18 protein-coding genes are annotated in these 20,355 nt (G+C 67.6%); 5 read left to right on the top strand and 13 right to left on the bottom strand.

Going from position 1 to position 20,355, the window contains the following annotated elements; genetic code table 11:
• Window positions 1-100: 100 nt before the first annotated feature.
• Window positions 101-2,131, top strand: a complete 2,031-nt coding sequence (locus VLF18_RS01440; protein ID WP_325277831.1) for a serine/threonine-protein kinase — start codon at window positions 101-103, stop codon at window positions 2,129-2,131.
• Between the two features lie 137 nt (window positions 2,132-2,268).
• Window positions 2,269-2,505: a hypothetical protein gene (locus tag VLF18_RS01435; RefSeq protein WP_325277830.1), complete on the top strand. Its 237-nt coding sequence runs from the start codon at window positions 2,269-2,271 to the stop codon at window positions 2,503-2,505.
• Between the two features lie 83 nt (window positions 2,506-2,588).
• Here VLF18_RS01435 and uvrD read toward each other — a convergent pair whose 3' ends face one another.
• On the bottom strand, window positions 2,589-4,835 hold the full coding sequence (gene uvrD, locus VLF18_RS01430; RefSeq protein ID WP_325277829.1) for a DNA helicase II: 2,247 nt from the start codon (window positions 4,833-4,835) through the stop codon (window positions 2,589-2,591).
• Here uvrD and VLF18_RS01425 point away from each other — a divergent pair.
• Window positions 4,821-6,245, top strand: coding sequence for a hypothetical protein (locus tag VLF18_RS01425; RefSeq protein ID WP_325277828.1), 1,425 nt, complete (start codon window positions 4,821-4,823; stop codon window positions 6,243-6,245). The two genes, uvrD and VLF18_RS01425, sit on opposite strands and share 15 nt — an antisense overlap.
• Before the next feature lie 2 nt (window positions 6,246-6,247).
• On the opposite strand, the gene VLF18_RS01420 is transcribed toward VLF18_RS01425, so the two are convergent.
• The 3 genes from VLF18_RS01420 to VLF18_RS01410 form a co-directional block, all read right to left on the bottom strand.
• On the bottom strand, window positions 6,248-6,811 hold the full coding sequence (locus VLF18_RS01420; RefSeq protein ID WP_325277827.1) for a TIGR00645 family protein: 564 nt from the start codon (window positions 6,809-6,811) through the stop codon (window positions 6,248-6,250).
• A 141-nt stretch (window positions 6,812-6,952) separates the two neighbouring features.
• Window positions 6,953-7,999 (bottom strand): saccharopine dehydrogenase family protein, encoded by a 1,047-nt coding sequence (locus VLF18_RS01415; RefSeq protein ID WP_325277826.1) that lies wholly within the window; start codon window positions 7,997-7,999, stop codon window positions 6,953-6,955.
• Window positions 7,996-8,802: an SDR family oxidoreductase gene (locus tag VLF18_RS01410; RefSeq protein WP_325277825.1), complete on the bottom strand. Its 807-nt coding sequence runs from the start codon at window positions 8,800-8,802 to the stop codon at window positions 7,996-7,998. The genes VLF18_RS01415 and VLF18_RS01410 overlap by 4 nt, the downstream gene beginning before the upstream one ends.
• A 142-nt stretch (window positions 8,803-8,944) precedes the next feature.
• Between VLF18_RS01410 and VLF18_RS01405 the strand changes: the two genes are divergently transcribed.
• Window positions 8,945-9,706, top strand: coding sequence for a glucose 1-dehydrogenase (locus tag VLF18_RS01405; RefSeq protein WP_325277824.1), 762 nt, complete (start codon window positions 8,945-8,947; stop codon window positions 9,704-9,706).
• Window positions 9,707-10,068: 362 nt separating this feature from the next.
• Here VLF18_RS01405 and polA read toward each other — a convergent pair whose 3' ends face one another.
• Window positions 10,069-12,810 carry a DNA polymerase I gene (gene polA / locus VLF18_RS01400; RefSeq protein ID WP_325277823.1) on the bottom strand — a complete coding sequence of 914 codons (2,742 nt, stop codon included), beginning with the start codon at window positions 12,808-12,810 and terminating at the stop codon, window positions 10,069-10,071.
• A gap of 190 nt (window positions 12,811-13,000) precedes the next feature.
• Between polA and VLF18_RS01395 the strand changes: the two genes are divergently transcribed.
• Window positions 13,001-13,405: a DUF2782 domain-containing protein gene (locus tag VLF18_RS01395; RefSeq protein ID WP_325277822.1), complete on the top strand. Its 405-nt coding sequence runs from the start codon at window positions 13,001-13,003 to the stop codon at window positions 13,403-13,405.
• A 243-nt stretch (window positions 13,406-13,648) separates the two neighbouring features.
• Here the strand turns inward: VLF18_RS01395 and purH are convergent, their stop codons facing one another.
• The 8 genes from purH to aroQ form a co-directional block, all read right to left on the bottom strand.
• Window positions 13,649-15,226: a bifunctional phosphoribosylaminoimidazolecarboxamide formyltransferase/IMP cyclohydrolase gene (gene purH, locus VLF18_RS01390; RefSeq protein WP_325277821.1), complete on the bottom strand. Its 1,578-nt coding sequence runs from the start codon at window positions 15,224-15,226 to the stop codon at window positions 13,649-13,651.
• A 98-nt stretch (window positions 15,227-15,324) separates the two neighbouring features.
• Window positions 15,325-15,519, bottom strand: coding sequence for a helix-turn-helix domain-containing protein (locus tag VLF18_RS01385; protein ID WP_414717171.1), 195 nt, complete (start codon window positions 15,517-15,519; stop codon window positions 15,325-15,327).
• Window positions 15,520-15,763: 244 nt separating this feature from the next.
• Complete coding sequence (locus tag VLF18_RS01380) at window positions 15,764-16,555, bottom strand: zinc-ribbon and DUF3426 domain-containing protein (RefSeq protein ID WP_325277820.1); 792 nt, start codon at window positions 16,553-16,555, stop codon at window positions 15,764-15,766.
• A 99-nt stretch (window positions 16,556-16,654) separates the two neighbouring features.
• Window positions 16,655-17,539 carry a 50S ribosomal protein L11 methyltransferase gene (gene prmA, locus VLF18_RS01375; protein WP_325277819.1) on the bottom strand — a complete coding sequence of 295 codons (885 nt, stop codon included), beginning with the start codon at window positions 17,537-17,539 and terminating at the stop codon, window positions 16,655-16,657.
• 10 nt (window positions 17,540-17,549) lie between these two features.
• Window positions 17,550-17,966: a hypothetical protein gene (locus tag VLF18_RS01370; RefSeq protein WP_325277818.1), complete on the bottom strand. Its 417-nt coding sequence runs from the start codon at window positions 17,964-17,966 to the stop codon at window positions 17,550-17,552.
• On the bottom strand, window positions 17,953-19,320 hold the full coding sequence (accC, locus tag VLF18_RS01365) for an acetyl-CoA carboxylase biotin carboxylase subunit (RefSeq protein WP_325277817.1): 1,368 nt from the start codon (window positions 19,318-19,320) through the stop codon (window positions 17,953-17,955). The genes VLF18_RS01370 and accC overlap by 14 nt, the downstream gene beginning before the upstream one ends.
• Before the next feature lie 15 nt (window positions 19,321-19,335).
• Window positions 19,336-19,830 (bottom strand): acetyl-CoA carboxylase biotin carboxyl carrier protein, encoded by a 495-nt coding sequence (gene accB, locus VLF18_RS01360; protein ID WP_325277816.1) that lies wholly within the window; start codon window positions 19,828-19,830, stop codon window positions 19,336-19,338.
• Between the two features lie 36 nt (window positions 19,831-19,866).
• Window positions 19,867-20,304 carry a type II 3-dehydroquinate dehydratase gene (aroQ, locus tag VLF18_RS01355; protein ID WP_325277815.1) on the bottom strand — a complete coding sequence of 146 codons (438 nt, stop codon included), beginning with the start codon at window positions 20,302-20,304 and terminating at the stop codon, window positions 19,867-19,869.
• Between the last annotated feature and the right edge of the window lie 51 nt (window positions 20,305-20,355).

Genomic DNA, 20,355 nt, shown 5'->3' with positions numbered 1-20,355 from the left:
GTTCACGCCGGGACGCGCCAATCCCGCCACGGCACCGAGAACATACGGTGCTAAGCTTGTCAACAGAGTCAACAGGCGTCATCGCCTAACCGGAGCCGTCATGAAAACGCAGCTGGGCCACTACGACATCGTTGCCGAACTCGGGCGCGGCGGAATGGGCGTGGTCTACAAGGGTTACGAGTCCTCGCTCAACCGCTACGTCGCGATCAAGGTGCTGGCCGAATCGCTGGCCCACGACGAAAGCGTCAAGGAGCGGTTCCTGCGCGAAGCGCGCAGCATGGCCTCGCTGAACGACCCGCACATCATCCAGATCTACTTCATCGGCGAGCACGAAGGGCAGACCTTCTTCGTCATGGAGTTCGTCGAAGGCGAATCACTGGGTTCGCTGCTCAAGCGCGACGGCAAGCTGCGCCCCGAACAGGCGGCGCGCGTGATCTACCAGACCGCGATGGGCCTCGCGAGCGCGCACGACAAGGGCGTGATCCATCGCGACATCAAGCCCGGCAACCTCATGGTCACGAGTCGCGGCGCGATCAAGATCGCCGACTTCGGCATCGCGCTCGTGACGCAGGACTTCTCGAAGAAACTCACGTCGACCGGCGAATTCGTCGGCACGCCGGGTTATCTGTCGCCGGAAGTCTGCCTCGGCAAGCCGGTCGATTCGCGCTCGGACATCTTCTCGCTCGGCATCGTGCTGTTCGAGATGCTGACCGGCCGCATGCCGTTCACCGACGAGTCGCCGCTCGGCCTCATGCTCGAAGTCGTCCGCGCGGAAATCCCCGACGTGCGCCAGCTCAACAGCGACGTCGACGCGGAGCTGTCGCGGATCCTGTCGCGCATGATCGCGAAGGACCCGAACGAGCGGTACAACAATTGCCACGAACTTGCCGACGACCTGCGCCAGCATCCGCTGCTGGCCGGTGCGCCGACGATCGGCGTGAAACCGATGATCTCGACCGCCGCGGCCACCGTGATCGGCATGAAGACGCCGGTGTCGGCGCAACGTTCACTGCCGCAGACCGTGCCGACGCCGCGTCCGGGCCAGCTCAATGCCGGTACCTCGGCGGGACCGATGCCGACGCCGCCGCCGATGCAGGCCGCGCCGCATGCGACGCGCCAGAGCCGCGTGCCGCAGCAGGCCGCGCCGGCACGCCGCAGCTCGCCGCTGCCGTGGGCGATCGCCGCGGTCCTGCTGCTCGCCGTCGGCGGCAGCGTGTTCGCATTCCGCGACCAGATCCCGTTCCTGAAGTCGGCGGCGACGACCGTCGCCACGACGACGCCGGCTACCACGACGCCGACGCAGCCGGCCGCGACGCCAGCGGCAACCACGACGCCGCCGGCCACGGTCGCGACGCTGCCGGCGGCGACCACGCCCGATGCGCCAGTCGCGAACACGACGGCTTCCACGACGCCGGCGAACGATCCGACTGCCGCCGCATCGACGCTGCCCGCGCCGTCGACGACGGCGCCGGTCGGGCCGACGACGTCGCAGACCGTAGCGAGCACAGACACGCCGGCGTCGACCGCCGCCGACGGCCCCGAGCCGCGCGCCTCGCGCGTCGATGCGCTGCGCGATCTCGCCGCGGCGCGCGCGAGCGAGAACGGCGCGCCGGCGCCGCGCATCGCGCGTGACGATCCGCCGGCCACGCGCATTGCGCGCGCGAATCCGCCGGAAGACTCGCCGTCGGCGCCGGCCGAACCGCGCGTGCCGACCGTGGCCGTGCTCGTCGGCGGCGACGCCGTCATCGCCGGCCCGGCGCGCCAGGAAATCACGCGTTCGCTGCAGCGCGCCGGCTTCAACGTGATCGACGGCGGCCGCACGCGCGACGACAGCGACGGCGACGTCGGCCGTCTCGCCGGCAAGGCCAATGCCGTGATCGTCGTGTACGTGCGTCCGGTCGGCTCGCAGGTCCTGACCTACTACGGCCAGGCGTCGACCCTGTATACCGCGCAGGTCTCGATGCGGGCGTTCGCGCTCAAGGGCCGCCGCGCACTCGGTCCGGGCTGGACCGAGCAGGTCAGCTTCACGTCGCTCAATGCGTCGGAAAAGGCGCGCGAGGTCATCGAGCCCATGGCCGACGACATCGCGCAGGCGCTCGGCGAGTTCCGCTCACGCGGCGGCCGGGGCTGAAGCCCGGCATCCACAGGGAAGGATCGGAGAGAACCGCCCGCAAGGGCGGTTTTTTCGTTGCGGCGTCCGCGTTATCGTTGAGCCGGGTCCACGCAGCGATCCGGGCGCGTCCCGGTGCCACGTAGGGGAGCAACGTCATGGTTCTCTGTCCTGTCGCGCTTGCGGTCGGGTGCCGCAAGTGCCCGGTGTTCGCGGTCTGTCCGCTGAAATCCACGATTGGCGACTACGTACCCGACGGCGTGCCGAAGCCGCAGGCCGCGGCGCACGGCGATCCCGTGGCGAAAACCGTCAAGAAAGTCGCGAAGAAGGCCGTCAAGGCCACGACGCGCGGCGGCGAATCGCGCCGGCGGTTGTCGAAGCGGCGGCCGGTCTGAATCGGGAAACCAGGGCGGAACAGGTAGGAAATAGAGAGAAACGCGCATTCTCTAATTGTTATCTGCTCTCCCCTCGTTTCTGATCACGCCGACTGCAGGTTCGCGTAGGCGAGCACGAGCCACTTCGACCCCACGTTCTCGAAGTTGACCTGCACGCGCGTGTGTTCGCCGACGCCTTCGTAGTCGGTCACGACGCCGCCGCCGAAGCTTGCATGCACGACGCGCTGCCCGAGCTTGAGGCTCGGCGCTTCGTCGAGACTCGCCTGATGGTGGTAGCGGCTGTTGTAGGCCGGGCGGCTGACCTGCACGCGCGGACGGACTTCGTGCAGCAGATCGTGCGGAATCTCGTTGAGAAAGCGCGACGGCCGCGCGTAGGTTTCCATGCCGTGCAGGCGGCGCTGTTCGGCATAGCTCAGCACGAGCCGCTCGCGCGCGCGCGTGATGCCGACGTAGGCGAGGCGGCGTTCTTCTTCGAGGCGTCCGGGTTCATCGAGCGATTTCTGGCTCGGAAACAGCCCGTCTTCGAGACCGACGAGAAACACCAGCGGAAATTCGAGCCCCTTCGCGGTGTGCAGGGTCATCAGCTGTACGCAGTCCTGCCCCGGCTCGCCCTGGCCTTCGCCGGCTTCGAGCGCGGCCGTCGCGAGAAATGCGGCGAGCTCGGACAGCCCGGCCTCTTCGTCTTCGGGCGTCAGCTGGAAGCGGCCGGCGACGTTGACGAGTTCGTCGAGGTTCTCGACGCGCGCCTCGGCGCTGCCGCGCGAGTCCTTTTCGTAGTAGTCGCGCAGTCCGCTGCGTGCGATGACCGTGTCCATCTGTTCGGACAGCGTGAGGCCGACTTCGATCTCGGCCAGCGCGTCATCGGCGGCGTCGAACAGTCCCGCGTTCGCGGTCTCCGGCGCCGGCACGCCGAGTGCTTCCTTGGCGAGCGCTTCGATGAGTTCGATGTAGGCGCGCAGCGCGTTGCGGCTGCGCGGCGCGAGTTCGCTGCCGCCGACGATGCCGAGTGCCGATTCCCAGAGCGAACTCGCATCGCGACGCGCGTACTGGCGTACGAGTTCGAGCGTGCGGTCGCCGATGCCGCGCGGCGGCGTGTTCACGGTGCGCTCGAATGCGGCGTCGTCGTGCCGGTTCGCGATCAGGCGCAGGTAGGCGAGCGCGTCCTTGATTTCGGCGCGGTCGAAGAAGCGCTGGCCGCCGAACACGCGATAGAGAATGCGGTGCTGGTTGAGCTGCTCTTCGAACACGCGCGATTGCGCGTTCGAGCGATACAGGATGGCGACATCCGAAGCCGCGCCGTCGGCATTGACGTATTCGCGGATACGTTCGACGACATAGCGCGCTTCGTCCTGTTCGTTGTAGGCGGCATACAGCTCGATCGCGTTGCCGGCCTCGCCCGACGTCCACAGCTGCTTGCCGAGGCGCCCGGGATTGTTCGCGATGACCGCGTTGGCGGCCTTGAGGATCGTGCCGGTCGAGCGGTAGTTCTGTTCGAGGCGGATCGTCTTCGCGCTCGGATAGTCGCGCAGGAAATGCTGCACGTTCTCCACGCGCGCGCCGCGCCAGCCGTAGATGGCCTGATCGTCGTCGCCGACGACGAATACCTTGCCGCGCTGTCCGGCGAGCACGCGGACCCAGGCATATTGCAGACTGTTCGTGTCCTGGAACTCGTCGATCAGCAGGTGCGTCCAACGCTCCTGGTAATGCGCGAGCAGCGCGGCGTCTTCGAGCCAGAGTTCGTGCGAGCGCAGCAGCAGTTCGGCGAAATCGACGAGTCCGGAACGGCGGCACTGCGCCTCGTAGCTCGTGTAGATGTCGAGCAGCGTGCGTGTCGTCGAATTGTCGCCGTGTTCGATCGCGTCGGGCCGCTTGCCTTCGTCCTTGCAGCTGTTGATGAACCAGGCGGCCTGTCGCGCCGGCCAGCGCGACTCGTCGAGGTCGAGTCCCTGGATCACGCGCTTGATCAGACGCTGCTGGTCGTCGGCGTCGAGGATCTGGAAGGTCTCAGGCAGCCGCGCCTCGCGCCAGTGGCGGCGCAGCAGCCGATGTGCGATGCCGTGGAACGTGCCGATCGACAGGCCGCGCGTGCCGTGCTCGATCAGTCCTTCGCAGCGGCCGCGCATTTCGCCGGCGGCCTTGTTCGTGAAGGTGACCGCCAATATGGAATAGGGGGACGCGCGCTCGACGTCGAGCAGCCAGGCGATGCGATGGATGAGCACGCGCGTCTTGCCGGATCCGGCGCCGGCGAGCACGAGATAGTGGCCGCTGGGTGCCGAGACCGCTTCGCGTTGCGCAGGATTGAGGTGATCGAGCAGATGAGAAACGTCCATCCGGCGATTTTACCTGGGAGCCGCGCCGCGATAGCGGTCGCGCTCGGCATCGGCGCGGCGGGCGCGGGCGCCGCGACGCGCTATGCGCTCGACTACGCTCCCGACACCGAGCAGATGCGCGTGCAGCTGTGCGTCGACGCGGCGGCGAGCCGGCGCGAATTCCGTCTCCATCGCGGCGGCGCTGCGTTCGTCGCGGACCTCGAGCGTGAGCACGGCGCGATCGAGCGTGTCGACGACGCGGGCTGGCGCGCGGCCGACTGGCGCGCCGGCGAATGCCTGAGCTATGTCGCGCGCGTCGGCGCCGTGGCGAACAGCCGCGATCACGACATCGGCAGCCGTGTCGGCGGCACGCTGCTCGTCGCGCCGCAGCAGTGGCTGCTCCGCGCCGGCGACGAGGCAGCGGAAGTCCGCGTGACGCTGCCGCCGGGCTACGCGTTCGCGCCACCGTGGACGCCGTCGGGTGAGCGCGAGCCGCGGCGCTATGTCGTCACTCCGACGCCGTTCAGCTGGGCCGCCCTCGTTGCGATCGGCCGCTTCGAGGAGACGAAGCTCGACATGCCTGGCGGCAGCGTTCGCCTCGCCGTACTCGGCGAGACGACGCCGGCCCAGCGCGATACGCTGCAGCAATGGGTGCGTCGTGCATTGGCCGCGACCGCGAGCGGCTACGGCGAGTTGCCGCTGCCACAGACCCAGGTCGTGCTGCTGCCGGGAAAGGGGTGCGGCGACAAGGTCGTCGGATTCGGCCAGTCGCTGCGCGGGCAGGGCAACGCCGTTCACATCCGCGTCGATCCGGCGGCAACGCTCGAGCAGCTCGATGCGGACTGGACCGCCGTCCACGAGTTTTCGCACTGGGCGCATCCCTACCTCGGCGACGACGGCGCGTGGCTCGCCGAAGGGCTCGCGAGTTACTGGCAGAACGTGCTGCGCGCGCGCGGCGGACTGATGACGCCGCGGCGCGCCTGGCAACAGCTCGACGCGGGCTTCGCGCGCGGACGCGGCGCCGCCGTAGTGGATCTGACCTTGGCCGAACTCAGCGACGCGATGCATGCGCGCCGCGCCTACTACGCCGTCTATTGGTCCGGCGCGGCGTACTGGCTCGATGTCGACGTGACGCTGCGACGCGACAGCGGCGGCGCGCTCAGCGTCGACGAGGCACTGAAGCGCTTTCATGCCTGCTGCCTCGCGCGCAAGCGCGAATGGGGTGCGGCGGAATTCGTCGAAAAGCTCGATGGACTGATCGGCAGCGACGTGTTCCGCACGCGCTATCGCGAATACGCGCAGCGTCGCGGATTTCCGCCGCTCGACACGCTCTACGAGCGGCTCGGCCTGCGGCACGACGACGGCGGAAAACTGCAGACCGTCGATGCGGCCGATGCCGGCATCCGCGACGCGATCATGCGCCGGCGCTGATCTCAGCCCGCCGCCGGCTTCGGCGGCGACATGATCTTGTCGATCAGCGCGATCGCGACGGCCGACACGACGAAGGTCAGGTGCAGCACGGTCTGCCAGAGCATGGTCTTGGTGTCGAGTTCGTGCGCCTTGATGAACGTCGCGAGCAGGTGAATCGACGAGATGCCGATGATCGCCGTCGCGAGTTTCACCTTGAGCACGGCCGCGTTCACGTGCGACAGCCATTCCGGCTGATCCGGATGGCCTTCGAGGCGCAGGCGCGAGACGAAGGTTTCATAGCCGCCGACGATGACCATGACGAGCAGGTTCGAGATCATGACGACGTCGATGAGGCCGAGCACCGTCAGCATGATCGCGGTTTCGGCGGTCTGTCCCGCGGCGGCCGCGGCTTCGGAGAGTCCGCCGTGCAGGATCACGGTATGCAGCAGATGCCAGAGTTCGCGCAGGAACTGCACGACGTAGACGCCCTGCGCGACGATGAGGCCGAGATACAGCGGCAGCTGCAGCCAGCGCGAGGAGAAGATCAGGGCGGGCAGCGGCCCGAGGCTCTGTTTGTTCGTGCTCATGAGGGGTAAGGACGGCGAAGTGGCGCGGGAGTCTAGCAACGACACGTGTCGTTGCCTTGAAAAATTCCGTCGCAAGACCTTGCCGGCCTCGGACCGACGGCAGGGGTGGGGACCCGCCGCCGGTTTTTCAACGCGGCGCGTTCAGTCGCCGATGCGGCGCACGCCGGGCAGCGTCATCACGTAGTCGGCGCCCATGAGCTGCGACGGCGTGTAGAAGCCGCCGCGCGCGCCGGCGGACAGCAGGCGCCGCACCATGCCGACCGAGGCCGTCGCGGTCAGCGCATAGCCGTTCGGCGCGGCGATCTCGAGTTTCGCCTCGTCGCCGCGCGCGTTGCGCGCCTCGCCCCAGACGCGGCAGTCGCTGCGTTCGCGCCGGTCTGCGCTCGGGCCGGGCCGCGCGCCGGCGCGGCGCTTGAGCCAGGACTGCACGGGCGCGAGGCCGAGGAGCGGCCGCAGCAGGCGCAGCCGGCGCACGCGGGCGATCGTCGCGGGCGGCACCGTCATATACGTCTCGATGTTCGGGATGCCGGTGGAAATATAGGCAGTGTATACATCGCCCCAGGGAATCGTCATCGCGGTGCGCGCTTCGCCGTCGCGCCGGAACGTGCGCGACTTCCAGGCCAGCGGAACGGTCGCGAGTTCGCCGTCGATGCGCGCGCGGCCGCCCTTGGCGAGCCCCTCGACGCTGGTCTTGGCCGTACCCGGGCTCGGGCCGCCGCCGGCTTCGAATGCGAGCACGAGATGCGTCGCATCGGGCAGGCGCGCCTTGAGCTGCGCGGCGACGCAGTCGGTCGGCACGACGTCGAATCCCGTGCCCGGCGCGACGACGATGCCGCGTTCCGCCGCCGCGTCGTGATGCCGGTGGCACAGCGCGAACACGTCGATCTCGCCGGTGATGTCGAGATAGTGGCTGCGCGCCGCGAGGCAGGCGTCGAGCACCGGCTTCGCGGTTTCGCTGAACGGCCCGGCACAGTTGAGCACGAGCGGAAAGCCGTCGAACTCGCGCTGCACGGCGCCGGGATCGGACAGGTCGAACGCGCGCCATTTCAGGCCGAGTTCGCGACCCATCGCTTCGAGCGCCGCGGCGTTGCGTCCCGCGAGCACGGGCTCCAGATCCTGCCGCAGCGCTTCGGTCGCGATCAGGCGGCCGGTGTAGCCGTTCGCGCCGTAGATCAGGAACCGGCTCATGCGCGGCCCGCCGCGCGCAGTGCGGCGACGAGCTTGCGGAAATAGAACTCCGGCAGGAAGCGCTTGAGGCGCCAGCGCGTGCGTTCGGGCGAGGTCGGGATGATCATGAAGCGGCCCGCCATGACGGCATCGACGACGGCCGCGGCGATGTCGTCGGCGGTTTCGACGGCCTTTTCCATGAGCTTCGAGGCCATGTTGCGCGACTTTTCCGGCCCGCGGAAATTCTCGAGCAGGTTCGTGCGGAAGAACGACGGACAGACCACCGAGACGCCGACCTTGCTGTCGGTGAGCGCGAGTTCCGCGCGCAGCGTTTCCGACAGCGCGATGACGCCGGCCTTCGCGACCGAATACGAACTGAGCCCGCCGGCGCAGGCGACACCGGCGAACGACGCAGTGTTCACGACATGTCCGCCGCCCTGCGCGACCATGCCCGGCACGAAGGCCTGGCAGCCGCGTACGACGCTCATGAGATTCACGTCGAGCATCCAGCGCCAGTCGTCGAGCGAGGTTTGCAGCAGCGTGCCGGCCGATGCGACGCCGGCGTTGTTGTAGAGATGATCGACGCCGCCCCACTGCGCGACGACCGCATCGCGCAAGGCGATCCAGGCGTCGTCGCGTGAGACGTCGACGAAGAACGCGGCGGCTTCGGCGCCGCGCTCGCGGACTTCCGCGGCCACCGCTTCGGCGCGTTCGAGCGAAATATCGGCGAGCGCGACGCGCCAGCCTTTGGCGGCATAGCGCAGCGCGATCGCGCGACCGAGACCGCTGCCGCCACCCGTGATCAGAACCCGTTGCGTAGCCATGTGCACCCCTCGACCCGAATGCCGCTACTGTGCCAGATGGATCGCGAGAAACGCGCGTCGCGGACCGAAAAAACACGCCTGCGCGGCGCCGCACATTGCGCGTATGCTGCGTTTTCCGTCCGTTTTCCGCGCTGGAGTTCCGATGTCCGAAATTCTGTTCGATCTTTCCGCCAAGACGGCGCTCGTCACCGGGGCGAGCCGCGGCATCGGCGCGGCGACGGCGCAGTTGCTCGCGCGTCACGGCGCCGAAGTCATCGTGTCGAGCCGGCGGCGCGAGGCCTGCGAGGAAGTCGTCGCGAGCATCGTCGCCGAAGGCGGAAAGGCGCGCGCGATGCCGGCGCACATCGGCGAGATCGCGGCGATCGACGCGCTGTTCGCAGAGCTCGACGCGCAGGGCGTGAAGCTGGATCTGCTCGTCAACAACGCGGCGGCAAACCCGTATTTCGGACCCATGCTCGACATGCCGCTGTCGGCTTACGACAAGACCGTCGAGGTCAACATCAGAGGGTATTTCTACACAACGCAGCAGGCGGCGCAGCGCATGCGCGAACGCGGCGGAGCGATCGTCAACGTCGCCTCGGTCAACGGCCGCCGCGCGGCGGCGGGACAGGGCGTCTATTCGTTCTCCAAGGCAGCCATCCTGTCGATGACCGAAGCCTGGGCGCGCGAACTCGCGCCCGCGAAGATACGCGTCAACGCCGTGCTGCCGGGCCTGACCGACACCAAGTTCGCGAGCGCGCTGACGCAGAACCCCGACATCATGAAGACGCTGCTGCGCACGATCCCGATGGGGCGTGCCGCGCAGCCCGAGGAAATCGCACCGCTGATCCTGTTCCTGTGCTCGCCCGCGGCGAGCTACGTGACGGGTGCGAGCTTTGCTGCGGACGGCGGGTATTTGAGTTGAGGGTGCCGTGGGTGATGGGCGGAAACTGGAAGTCAGTAGGTAGGAACTAGCGAGCGGAGGCCGGCTCCGCCTGCTCGTTCGTGGCTGCCGTTTGCCAGCCGCTGAACCGGATTCCGGCCTCTCGCGAAACGCGCGCATAAAAAGACCCCGAAGGCCAGGGGAGGACCTTCGAGGTCTGGGGTGCGGAACCAGGTCTGGGGAGGAACCTGATTCCGGTGGTTCATCCAGGGAGGGGAATGAACCAGGTGCCGTTGCGTGCACCTGTGGCTTAAGACGGTGCCGCGTGGAAAAGGTTCGCAGCGGCTTCCGGTTTGATTCAGAGTTCGTTCATCACGTTTTTAATCAACGGGTTGGCACGACGATCAGTGGGCCTGGTCCCAGTTTGCACCGGTACCGATATCGACGACGAGCGGAACGGCGAGTTCCGCGGCCGAGCTCATGCGTGCGCGCAGCCCGTCGCTGACCTCGGCGACCGCGTCCTCGCGGACTTCGAGCACGAGTTCGTCGTGGACCTGCATCAGCATGCGCGCGTCGGCGCGATCGCCGAGCCAGGCGTCGACCGCGATCATCGCGCGCTTGATGATGTCCGCGGCCGTGCCCTGCATCGGCGCGTTGATCGCGGCGCGCTCGGCACCGGCGCGCAGATTCGGATTGCGCGCGCGGATGTCGTCCAGATAAAGGCGGCGGCCGAACACGGTCTCGACGTAGCCGTCGCGATGCGCCTGTTCGCGAATGTCGTCCATGAACTGGCGCACGCCGGGATAGCGCGCGAAGTAGCGCGCGATGTAGTCGTTCGCCTCGTTGCGCGCGATGCCGAGCTGCCGCGCGAGGCCGAAGGCGCCCATGCCGTACATCAGTCCGAAGTTGATCGCCTTCGCCGCGCGGCGCTGGTTCGCGTCGACCTGATCGGGCGGCAGCCCGAACACCTCGGCCGCGGTCGCGCGGTGCACGTCCTGGCCGCCGACGAACGCGGCGAGCAGGCCGGCGTCGCCGGACAGGTGCGCCATGATGCGCAGCTCGATCTGCGAATAGTCGGCGGCGAGGATGCGGAAGCCCGGCGGTGCGACGAACGCCTGGCGGATGCGCCGGCCTTCCTCGGTGCGGATCGGGATGTTCTGCAGGTTCGGTTCCGACGACGACAACCGTCCGGTCGCCGCGATGGCCTGACCGTAGCTCGTGTGCACGCGGCCGGTGCGCGGGTTGACGTTGTCGGCCAGCTTGTCGGTATAAGTCGAACGCAGCTTGGCGAGGCTGCGGTAGTCGAGGATCAGGCGCGGCAGTTCGTGCTGGTCGGCGATCGCGTCGAGCGCTTCCTCGTTCGTCGAGGGCTGTCCGGTCGGCGTCTTCACGACGACGGGCAGCTTGAGTTCGTCGAACAGGATGGCCTGCAGCTGCTTCGGCGAATCGAGGCTGAAACTGCGGCCGGCGATCGTGAATGCGTGCTGCTGGATCTCGTGCATGCGCTTGGCGAGTTCGTTGCTCTGCAGGCGCAGGGCCTGGATGTCGATCAGCACGCCGCGCTGCTCCATGCGCGCGAGCACCGGGATCAGCGGCGCTTCGATGGTCTCGTAGACTTCGCGCAGCTTCGGCTCGGCCTGCAGCTTCTCCCAGAGCACCTGATGCAGCCGCAGCGTGACGTCGGCGTCTTCCGCGGCGTAGTTCGTCGCCTGTTCGAGCGCGACCTGGCCGAACGGAATCTGCTTCGCGCCCTTGCCGGCGACGCTTTCATACGGAATCGGCGTGTAGCCGAGGTAGCGCTTGGCCAGCGAATCCATGTCGTGCCGCGTCGCGGTCGAGTTCCAGACATAGGACTCGAGCATCGAATCGAACTTCACGCCGCGCACGGCGATGCCGTAGTTCGACAGCACGTTGATGTCGTATTTCGCATGCTGGCCCAGCTTCGCCTTGTCCGCGTCTTCCAGTACCGGCTTCAGCGCGGCGAGCACCGCATCGCGACCGAGCTGCGCAGGCGCGCCCGGATAGTCGTGGGCCAGCGGCACGTAGGCGGCTTCGCCGCTCTGCACGGCAAAGGAGAGTCCGACGATTTCCGCCTGCATCGGATCGAGCGACGTCGTTTCGGTATCGAACGCGACGACGTCGGCGAGCTTGAGCCGCTGCAGCCAGGTTTCGAGCTGCTCGGCTTCCGTGATGCACTCGTAGCGGCCGGGTGCGGCCAGCGCGGGATCGAGCGCGCTGTCGCTGCCGACGGGCTTGCGGTACTGCACCGGCACGTTCGCGCCGCGCAGCTCTTCGCCGCTACCCTTGCCGTCGAGGTCCTTCAGTGCCGCGTTGAAGCCGTAGCGCGTGTAGAGCGTACGCAGCGTTTCGGCGTCGCGTTCGCGCAGCACGAGATCGGTCGGCGCGTCGGCCAGCGCGACATCGGTCTTGATCGTCGCGAGCACGCGCGACAGCGGCAGCCGCGGCAGCGCGCTGCGCAGGTTTTCGCCGATCTTGCCGCCGATCTTTGCGGCGTTCGCGACGAGGTTGTCGAGCGTCCCGTATTCGGCGAGCCACTTCGCAGCCGTCTTGGGACCGCATTTGTCCACGCCCGGGATGTTGTCGACGCTGTCGCCCATGAGCGTCAGGAAATCCACGATCTGCGCCGGATGCACGCCGAACTTTTCGAACACGCCGGCCGGATCGAGCGTCGTGTTCGTCATCGTGTTGCTCAGCGTGACGTGCGGGCCGACGAGCTGGGCCATGTCCTTGTCGCCGGTCGAGACGACCACGTCGATGCCCTGCGCCGCGGCCTGCAGCGCGAGCGTGCCGATGACGTCATCGGCCTCGACGCCGGCTTCACGCAGGATCGGAAACCCGAGCGCCCTGACGATCTCGCACATCGGCTCGATCTGCGCGCGCAGCTCGTCCGGCATGGGCGGCCGGTTCGCCTTGTAGTCCGGATAGAGCTCGTCGCGGAACGTCGGCCCCGACGCGTCGCAGACGAAGGCGGCGTAGTCGGGCCTGGCCTTCAGCGTCGTGCGCAGCATGTTGACGACACCGAACAGCGCGCCGGTCGGTTCGCCGGCCGCGTTGCTCAGCGGCGGCAGCGCATGAAACGCGCGATAGAGGTAGCTGGACCCGTCGATCAGCACCAGAGTCGGCATGATGTTCTCCCTTGCGAACGTCGAGCTTGGCGCAGCCCGGCCGGCCTTTCAATGCGGACCACGGCGCGTACATTCATCACACCGCAGCGACACCGGTTCATTCAGGCCCGTTTGCTATTCTGCGGCACATGCCGGCCCGTTACCGTTGCACTGATGCGCAGGCCGGCTCCAGCCACTCGCGGAGTTCTCCATGAAGCGCAATCTGTTTCTTGCCGTTGTTCTGATTGCCGGCGCGGCCTCGGCGCAGACCGGGGCCGACAGGCCGGCCGCCGACAAGCCCGTCCAGCGCGCCGACCTCGTCGACGCACCGCCGCCGTCCATGAACGACCCCGGCGTGAAGACCGCCCCGAGCGATCTCGAAAAAGCCAAGGCCGACGCACGCACCGCCGACAAGCCCGATGTCGCGATCCGCAAGGAAGGCGACGACACGATCGAGGAATACCGCTCCAGTGGCCGCGTCAGCATGATCCGCATCACCGGCAAGAGCGGAATCACGCAAACCTACATCGACACCGACGGCGACGGCCGCCTCGAGGGCAATCCGAAGGAAGGGCCGGTCGCGCCGGTTTATTACAAGTTGTATGAGTGGAATTGATGCGAGTGACGAGTAACGAAGAGTGAGAAACGAGTAAGCGTGCGGCGCTCACTCGCGTCACCTCTGTACTGTCTCGGCTTTCTCGAGGGTTGGCTCGAAGGACGGCCAAATCGCGCCGGTTTGTAGCAAGTTTGTAGCAAGTTATACGAGTAGATCCGGTCGGGCGACGGTCGAGGAGAGTGAGAAGCGAGTAAAAGCGTCACGGCAGACTCCTTTCTCACTCCTCTTCAACTCTTCCCTGCCTCAATGGCGGAAATGCCGCACGCCCGTGAACACCATGGCCATGTCGTTCTCGTCGGCTGCGGCGATCACTTCGTCGTCGCGCATCGAGCCGCCCGGCTGGATCACGGCGCGGATGCCGGCCTTGGCCGCCGCATCGATGCCGTCGCGGAACGGGAAGAACGCATCCGAGGCCATCACGCTGTCGCGGACTTCGAGGCCGGCTTCCTCGGCCTTCATCGCGGCGATGCGCGCGCTGATCACGCGGCTCATCTGGCCGGCGCCGATGCCGACGGTCTGGCCGCCCCTCGCGTAGACGATCGCGTTGGACTTCACATACATCGCGACGTGCCAGGCGAACAGCAGGTCGCGCAGCTCTTCCGCATTCGGAACGCGCTTGGTGACGACCTGAAGGTCCGACAGCAGCAGCGTGTCGCGGTCGGCGTCCTGCATCAGCAGGCCGCCGGCGATGCGCTTGAGATCGGTCGTGTGCGCGGCCTGCTCGGGCCAGTGGCCGGTCGCGAGAATGCGCACGTTCGGCTTTTTCGCGAAGACGGCGAGCGCCGCCTCGTCAACCTCGGGCGCGATGACGACTTCGACGAACTGGCGATCGAGAATCGTGCGCGCGGTGACGACGTCGAGCGAGCGGTTCAGCGCGATGATGCCGCCGAAGGCCGACGTCGGATCGCAGGCGTAGGCGCGTTCGTAGGCGAGCATCGGTGTGTCGCCGAGCGCGACACCGCAGGGATTCGCGTGCTTGACGATGACGCAGGCCGGCGCGCTGCCGAACGCCTTGACGCATTCGAGCGCGGCGTCGGCGTCGGCGATGTTGTTGAACGACAGTTCCTTGCCGGTGAGCACGCGCGCGGTCGCGACGATGCCCGACGGCGGATCGCTCTCCACATAGAGCGCGGCCGACTGGTGTGGATTCTCGCCGTAGCGCAGGGTCTGCGCGCGGCGGTAGCTCAGGTGCAGGCTCGGCGGATAGTTGTCTTCGCGCTCGCCGGTGCGGACGCCGAGCCAGTTCGCGATCAGGCCGTCGTAGCGCGCGGTGTGCGCGTAGGTCTTCGCCGCCAGGCGCCGGCGCAGGTCGATCGTCGTGCCCTGCGTCGCATGCAGCGCCTGCAGCAGTTCGGCGTAGTCGGCCGGATCGGTGACGACGACGACGTGTTCGTGATTCTTTGCGGCGGCACGCAGCATGGCCGGGCCGCCGATGTCGATGTTCTCGATCGCCTCGTCGAGACTGCAGTCGGGACGCGCGGTCGCCTGTTCGAACGGATACAGGTTCACGACAAGCAGGTCGATCGGGCTGATGCCGTGCTGCGCCATGACCGCGTCGTCGATGCCGCGCCGGCCGAGCAGGCCGCCGTGGATCTTCGGATGCAGCGTCTTGACGCGGCCGTCCATGATTTCGGGAAAGCCGGTCACGTTGCTGACGTCCGTGACGGGCAGGCCGGCGTCGCGCAGTGTCCGCGCGGTTCCGCCGGTGGACAGAAGGCTCACGCCGAGCGCATCGAGGCCGCGTGCGAGATCGAGCAGGCCGGTCTTGTCGGAAACGCTGATGAGTGCGCGGCGGACCGGCACTAGCGTGGCGTCGAACATGAGGAATCGCCGGTAGCGAAAGAAGGCCGCGGATTATAGCCCGCGTGCGCCGCCGGCGCGGCGCGATTCATGCGTCTCGCGCATGACGCGCGCGAGGATTACAGCAGGCCGTGCTGCGAGAGTTTCTTGCGCAGCGTGGCACGATTGATGCCAAGTGCGAGCGCGGCCTTGCTCTGATTGCCGCCGTACCACGACATGACTTCGTGCAGCATCGGCGCTTCGACTTCCTGCATGACGAAATCGAACAGGCCCTCGGCCTGCTGGGTATCGAGATCGATGAGATAACGACGCACGGCACGCGCCACGCACTCGCGCAACGCGGGTTGAGAGGCAGCGGCGTCGAGCCCTTGTTCGGGGCGAAGTACGGAGACGGCATTCACGGCAGCGAGCAACCTGGTCTGTTCTTCCATGACCGCCGGATGCGAGTGCCGACGGGGCGGAGATGTTAGCGCGCCGAACGCGCGTTGGTAAGTGCCAAGTGTCGCAATACGTGAACTTCTCCCAGCGGTCATGGTCGCGCCGCTGCGTTCGTTTCGTTCAAAGGAACTTGAACTCGAACGCGACCGCGTTGCGGCCCGGATCGCGCACTTCGAACACCAGCGCGGTGCTTGCGCCGGCCGCAAGGCCGCGTTCGATCGCACGCGTGTCGCCGAGATAATCGCGCGGCTGGAAGCGGCGCATCGCGACGCGATTCTCGTCCAGATCCGACAGCGTGATCTCGACGACCGGAAAGGCCTGCGCGAACTCGGCGGCGTTGCGCACCGTTGCCGACACGATCAGCGCACCTGACACCGAGGGATGCGGACGAATGTCCCGCGACAGCAGCTCGAGCTGCTGCGTCGCGTGCCGCAGCGGCAGCTCGCAGGCGAGTACGGCGCAGCCGCGATCGAGCCACGGCCGTGCGAGATCGCTGTTGAGCAGCTGGTCGCGCTCGGCGTATCCGATCTGCGCGGCCAGCGTCAGCGACAGCAGCAGCGTGCCCGCGATCCAGGGCCAGCGTCGTCCGCCCGCGCTGCGCGCGTGACGCGCGAAGGCCGGTGTCGCATGGCGGCGGGATTCGCGCGCGCGGGGCTTGTCGTCGGGATCGAACGTGAACGTGACGGCCTGCGCGTTGGGCCGGTACACCGGCACGCCCAGGCGAGGCGGGTCGGGATCGGGTGTATGGACGTCCAGACGTTCGAACGGTTCGGGCGGCAGCTGGTCGGCCAGCGTCCGCAACGCGTCGAACAGCGCGTCGCAATGACTGCAGCGCACCATGCCGTGTCCACGCGCGATCGTCGCCGCATCGGCACTGTAGACGGTCGCGCATTCGGGACATTGCGTATACATGTGGTGCGCTGCGGGAGAGTCGGCGGGAGCGGGTGCATTGGAGCGCTGCGCGACCGCGGATTCAAGCGGTCGTTGCGGTTGCCGCTCGTGCGGTGCGCCTCAGTGCCGGCGCCGGCCGCTGATGCGTATCCAGTCTTCGCGCTGCGCGACCGCGAGTTCGTCGAACCACTCGCTGTAGCGCGTCAGCAGGTCCTCGTGCTGGCCGGCGAGGATGCCCGACAGCGCGAACGGCCCGCCGGGCTTGCAGGCCTGCGCGAACAGCGGCGCGAGTTCGGCCAGCGGGCCGGCAAGAATGTTCGCGACGAGCACGTCCTGCGGTTCGGTGACGTAATCCTGCGGCAGCAGCAGCGCCAGCCCTTCGGCGACGCCGTTGCGCGCCGCATTGTCGCGGCTGGCTTCGAGCGCCTGCGGGTCGAGATCGACGCCGATCACGCGCGCGGCACCGAGCTTGAGCGCCGCGATCGCGAGTACGCCGGAACCGCAGCCGTAGTCGAGCACGGTCTTGCCGGCGAGCGGCAGTCCGTCGAGCCAGTCGAGGCACAGCGCCGTCGTCGGGTGCGTGCCCGTTCCGAAGGCGAGGCCCGGGTCGAGCCGCACGACGATCGCGTCGTCGTCCTGCGGCGGCTCGACGTTCCACGGATAGATCCAGAGCCGGCGGCCGAATTGCATCGGCTGGAACGTGTCCATCCAGGCGCGGACCCAGTCGGCGTCCTCGACGTCGCGGAACTGCAGCTGGTCGGGCGCGATGTCCGGCACGAGATCGGTCAGCGCGTGTACGAGACCCGGCCGGTCGACCGCAATGTCGAACAGCGCGGCGAGCTTGATCGTCGGCCACACCGGCGTCTCGCCGGGTGCGGGCTCGAAGATCGGATGATCCTCCGCGTCGAGCAGCGTCACCGACAGCGCGCCGAGATCCTCCAGCGCGAGTTCGATGCGTTCCTGCTGGTCGGAGTGGATCGTCAGCGAGAGTTCTATCCAGGCCATGCGACCGCCGTCAGTTCTGAATGTCAATGCTGCGCAGGCCGTCGGGATGGGTCATCCAGGCCTTGCCGCCGCGTTGCTTGGCGATCGTCGCGACGCACAGCGCGTCGGCGATGGTCAGCGCGAATCCGTCGCTGCCGGCGACGACGAGATTGCGTTCGCGGTAGGGCTCGAGCAGCGCCGGCAGTCCTTCGCAGCTCGCCGTCGCATCCTGCACCGTGTAGGCGTTGCGCGCCGTGACGACGATCAGCAGCGAATCGGCCGGGAGCTCGGTCGCGGCGATCGCGGCCGGCGGTGCGGCGAGCGTGGTCGCCGCCTTGACCGGTTCGGCCTGCGATTCGCGGCGCGCATCAGGCGACGCGCAGCCGCCGAGCAGGGCGGCGGTCAGCGTCAGCGCGACGCCCGTGCGTATGGCTTCAGCCCAGTGCAATGCCTTTTTCCTTCTGTTCCGCGATGCGCTTTTCGAGGTAGTGGATGTTCTGGCCGCCGGCCTGGAAACCCACGTCGTTCATGATGCGCTGCTGCAGCGGGATATTCGTCTTGACGCCGTCGATGACCATTTCCGCGAGCGCGAGCCGCATGCGCGCGATCGCCGTCGCGCGGTCGCGGCCATGCACGATGAGCTTTCCGATCATCGAATCGTAGTTCGGCGGAATGCGGTAGCCGTCGTAGACATGCGTGTCGAGACGCACGCCGGGGCCGCCGGCACCGAGAAAGCGCTTCACCGTGCCCGGCGACGGCATGAAATTGTCGGGGTCCTCGGCATTGATGCGGCACTCGATCGAGTGGCCGGTCAGCACGATGTCTTCCTGGCGGATCGACAGCTTCTCGCCGGCGGCGATCAGCAGCTGCTCGCGTACGAGGTCGATGCCGGTGACGAGTTCGGTCACGGGATGCTCGACCTGGATGCGCGTGTTCATTTCGATGAAATAAAAACGGCCGTTCTCGTAGAGAAACTCGAACGTGCCGGCGCCGCGATAGCCGATGCGCAGGCAGGCTTCGACGCAGACCTTGCCGATCTCGGCGCGCTGTTCGGCGCTGATGCCCGGCGCGGGCGCTTCCTCGACGACCTTCTGGTGGCGGCGCTGCATCGAGCAGTCGCGCTCGCCGAGATGGATCGCGTTGCCCTGGCCGTCGGCGAGCACCTGGATCTCGACGTGGCGTGGGTTCTCGAGGAACTTCTCCATGTACACCATGTCGTTGCCGAACGCCGCCTTGGCTTCCGACTTGGTCATGGTGATCGCGTTGTGCAGGTGCGCTTCGGTGTGCACGACGCGCATGCCGCGCCCGCCGCCGCCGCCGGCCGCCTTGACGATGATCGGATAGCCGATGTCGCGCGCGATGCGTCCGTTTTCGATCGGATCGTCGCCGAGCGGGCCGCCGGAACCCGGTACGCATGGAACGCCGGCCGCCTTCATGGCCTTGATCGCCTCCACCTTGTCGCCCATCAGGCGGATCACGTTCGCGGTCGGGCCGATGAAAATGAAGCCGGACTTCTCGCAGCGCTCGGCGAAGTCGGCGTTCTCCGACAGAAAGCCGTAGCCCGGATGGATGGCCTGCGCATCCGTGACCTCGGCCGCGGCGATGATCGCCGGCACATTGAGATACGACTCGGCCGCGGGCGCAGGCCCGATGCAGACCGACTCGTCCGCCATGCCGACGTGCTTGAGGTTGCGGTCGACCGTGGAGTGCACGGCGACCGTCTTGATGCCGAGCGTCTGGCAGGCGCGCAGGACACGCAGGGCAATCTCGCCGCGGTTGGCGATGACGACTTTATCGAGCATGGCGTATGGGTCCGCTCAACCAATCACGAACAGGGGTTCGTCGAATTCGATCGGGCGGCCGCTCGTCGCGAGGACCGCGACGATCGTTCCGCCGACATCGGCTTCGATCTGGTTGAACATCTTCATCGCTTCGATGATCGCGAGCGTGTCGCCGGGCTTGACCTGCTGGCCGATCTTCACGAATGGCGGCGCGTCGGGGTTCGGCGACGCGTAGAACGTGCCGACCATTGGCGAGCGGACGACGTGACCGTCGGGAAGCGTCTTGCCGGTCGTGCCGCCGGCCGCCTCGGGCGTGCCGGTGCCGGTAGCCGCCGTGGCGGGACGGTGCTGCTCGACATGGACGTGCGTGACCGGTGCCGGCGCGGCGGGAACGGCGGCGGCCATCGGCAGGGTCATGCCCTTCGGGATGCGGCTCAGGCGGACGACTTCCTCGCCTTCCTTGATTTCGAGCTCGGCCAGATTCGACTCTTCCAGGATGTCGATCAGCTTCTTGATCTTGCGCAGGTCCACGGACGGATCCTCAGGTGAGGTGATGGTTGGAACGCTTCAGCCGAGCCGGCGCATCGCCGCTTCGAGCGCGAGCCGATAGCTGTCGGCGCCGAAACCGCAGATGACGCCGACGGCGACGTCGGAAAGATAGGATCGATGCCGGAACGTCTCGCGAGCGTGGACGTTCGACAGGTGCAACTCGATAAACGGCAGGCCGACGGCCAACAGTGCGTCGCGCAGCGCGATGCTCGTGTGCGTGAAGGCGGCGGGATTGATGAGGATGAAGACCGTGCCGTCGGTGCGCGCCGCATGGATGCGATCGATCAGCGCGTGCTCGGCGTTGGACTGGAAGTGCGCCAGTTCGTGATCGCGGCCTTGCGCGATCGCGGCCAGATCGCCGACGATGCCGTCCAGCGTCGCATAGCCGTACGTCTCCGGCTCGCGCGTGCCGAGCAGATTGAGATTCGGGCCATTCAGCAACAGGATTCTGGCCAAGCCGGCTCTCCGCTGCCGACGTGGGGCCGGCTGGGGCGCGCAAGTCTGCGC

The organism is Tahibacter sp. (assembly GCF_035481375.1).
GTDB lineage: Bacteria > Pseudomonadota > Gammaproteobacteria > Xanthomonadales > Rhodanobacteraceae > Tahibacter.
The sequence above is the reverse complement of the archived record's forward strand: the minus strand, read 5'-3'. Positions and strand labels throughout refer to the sequence as shown.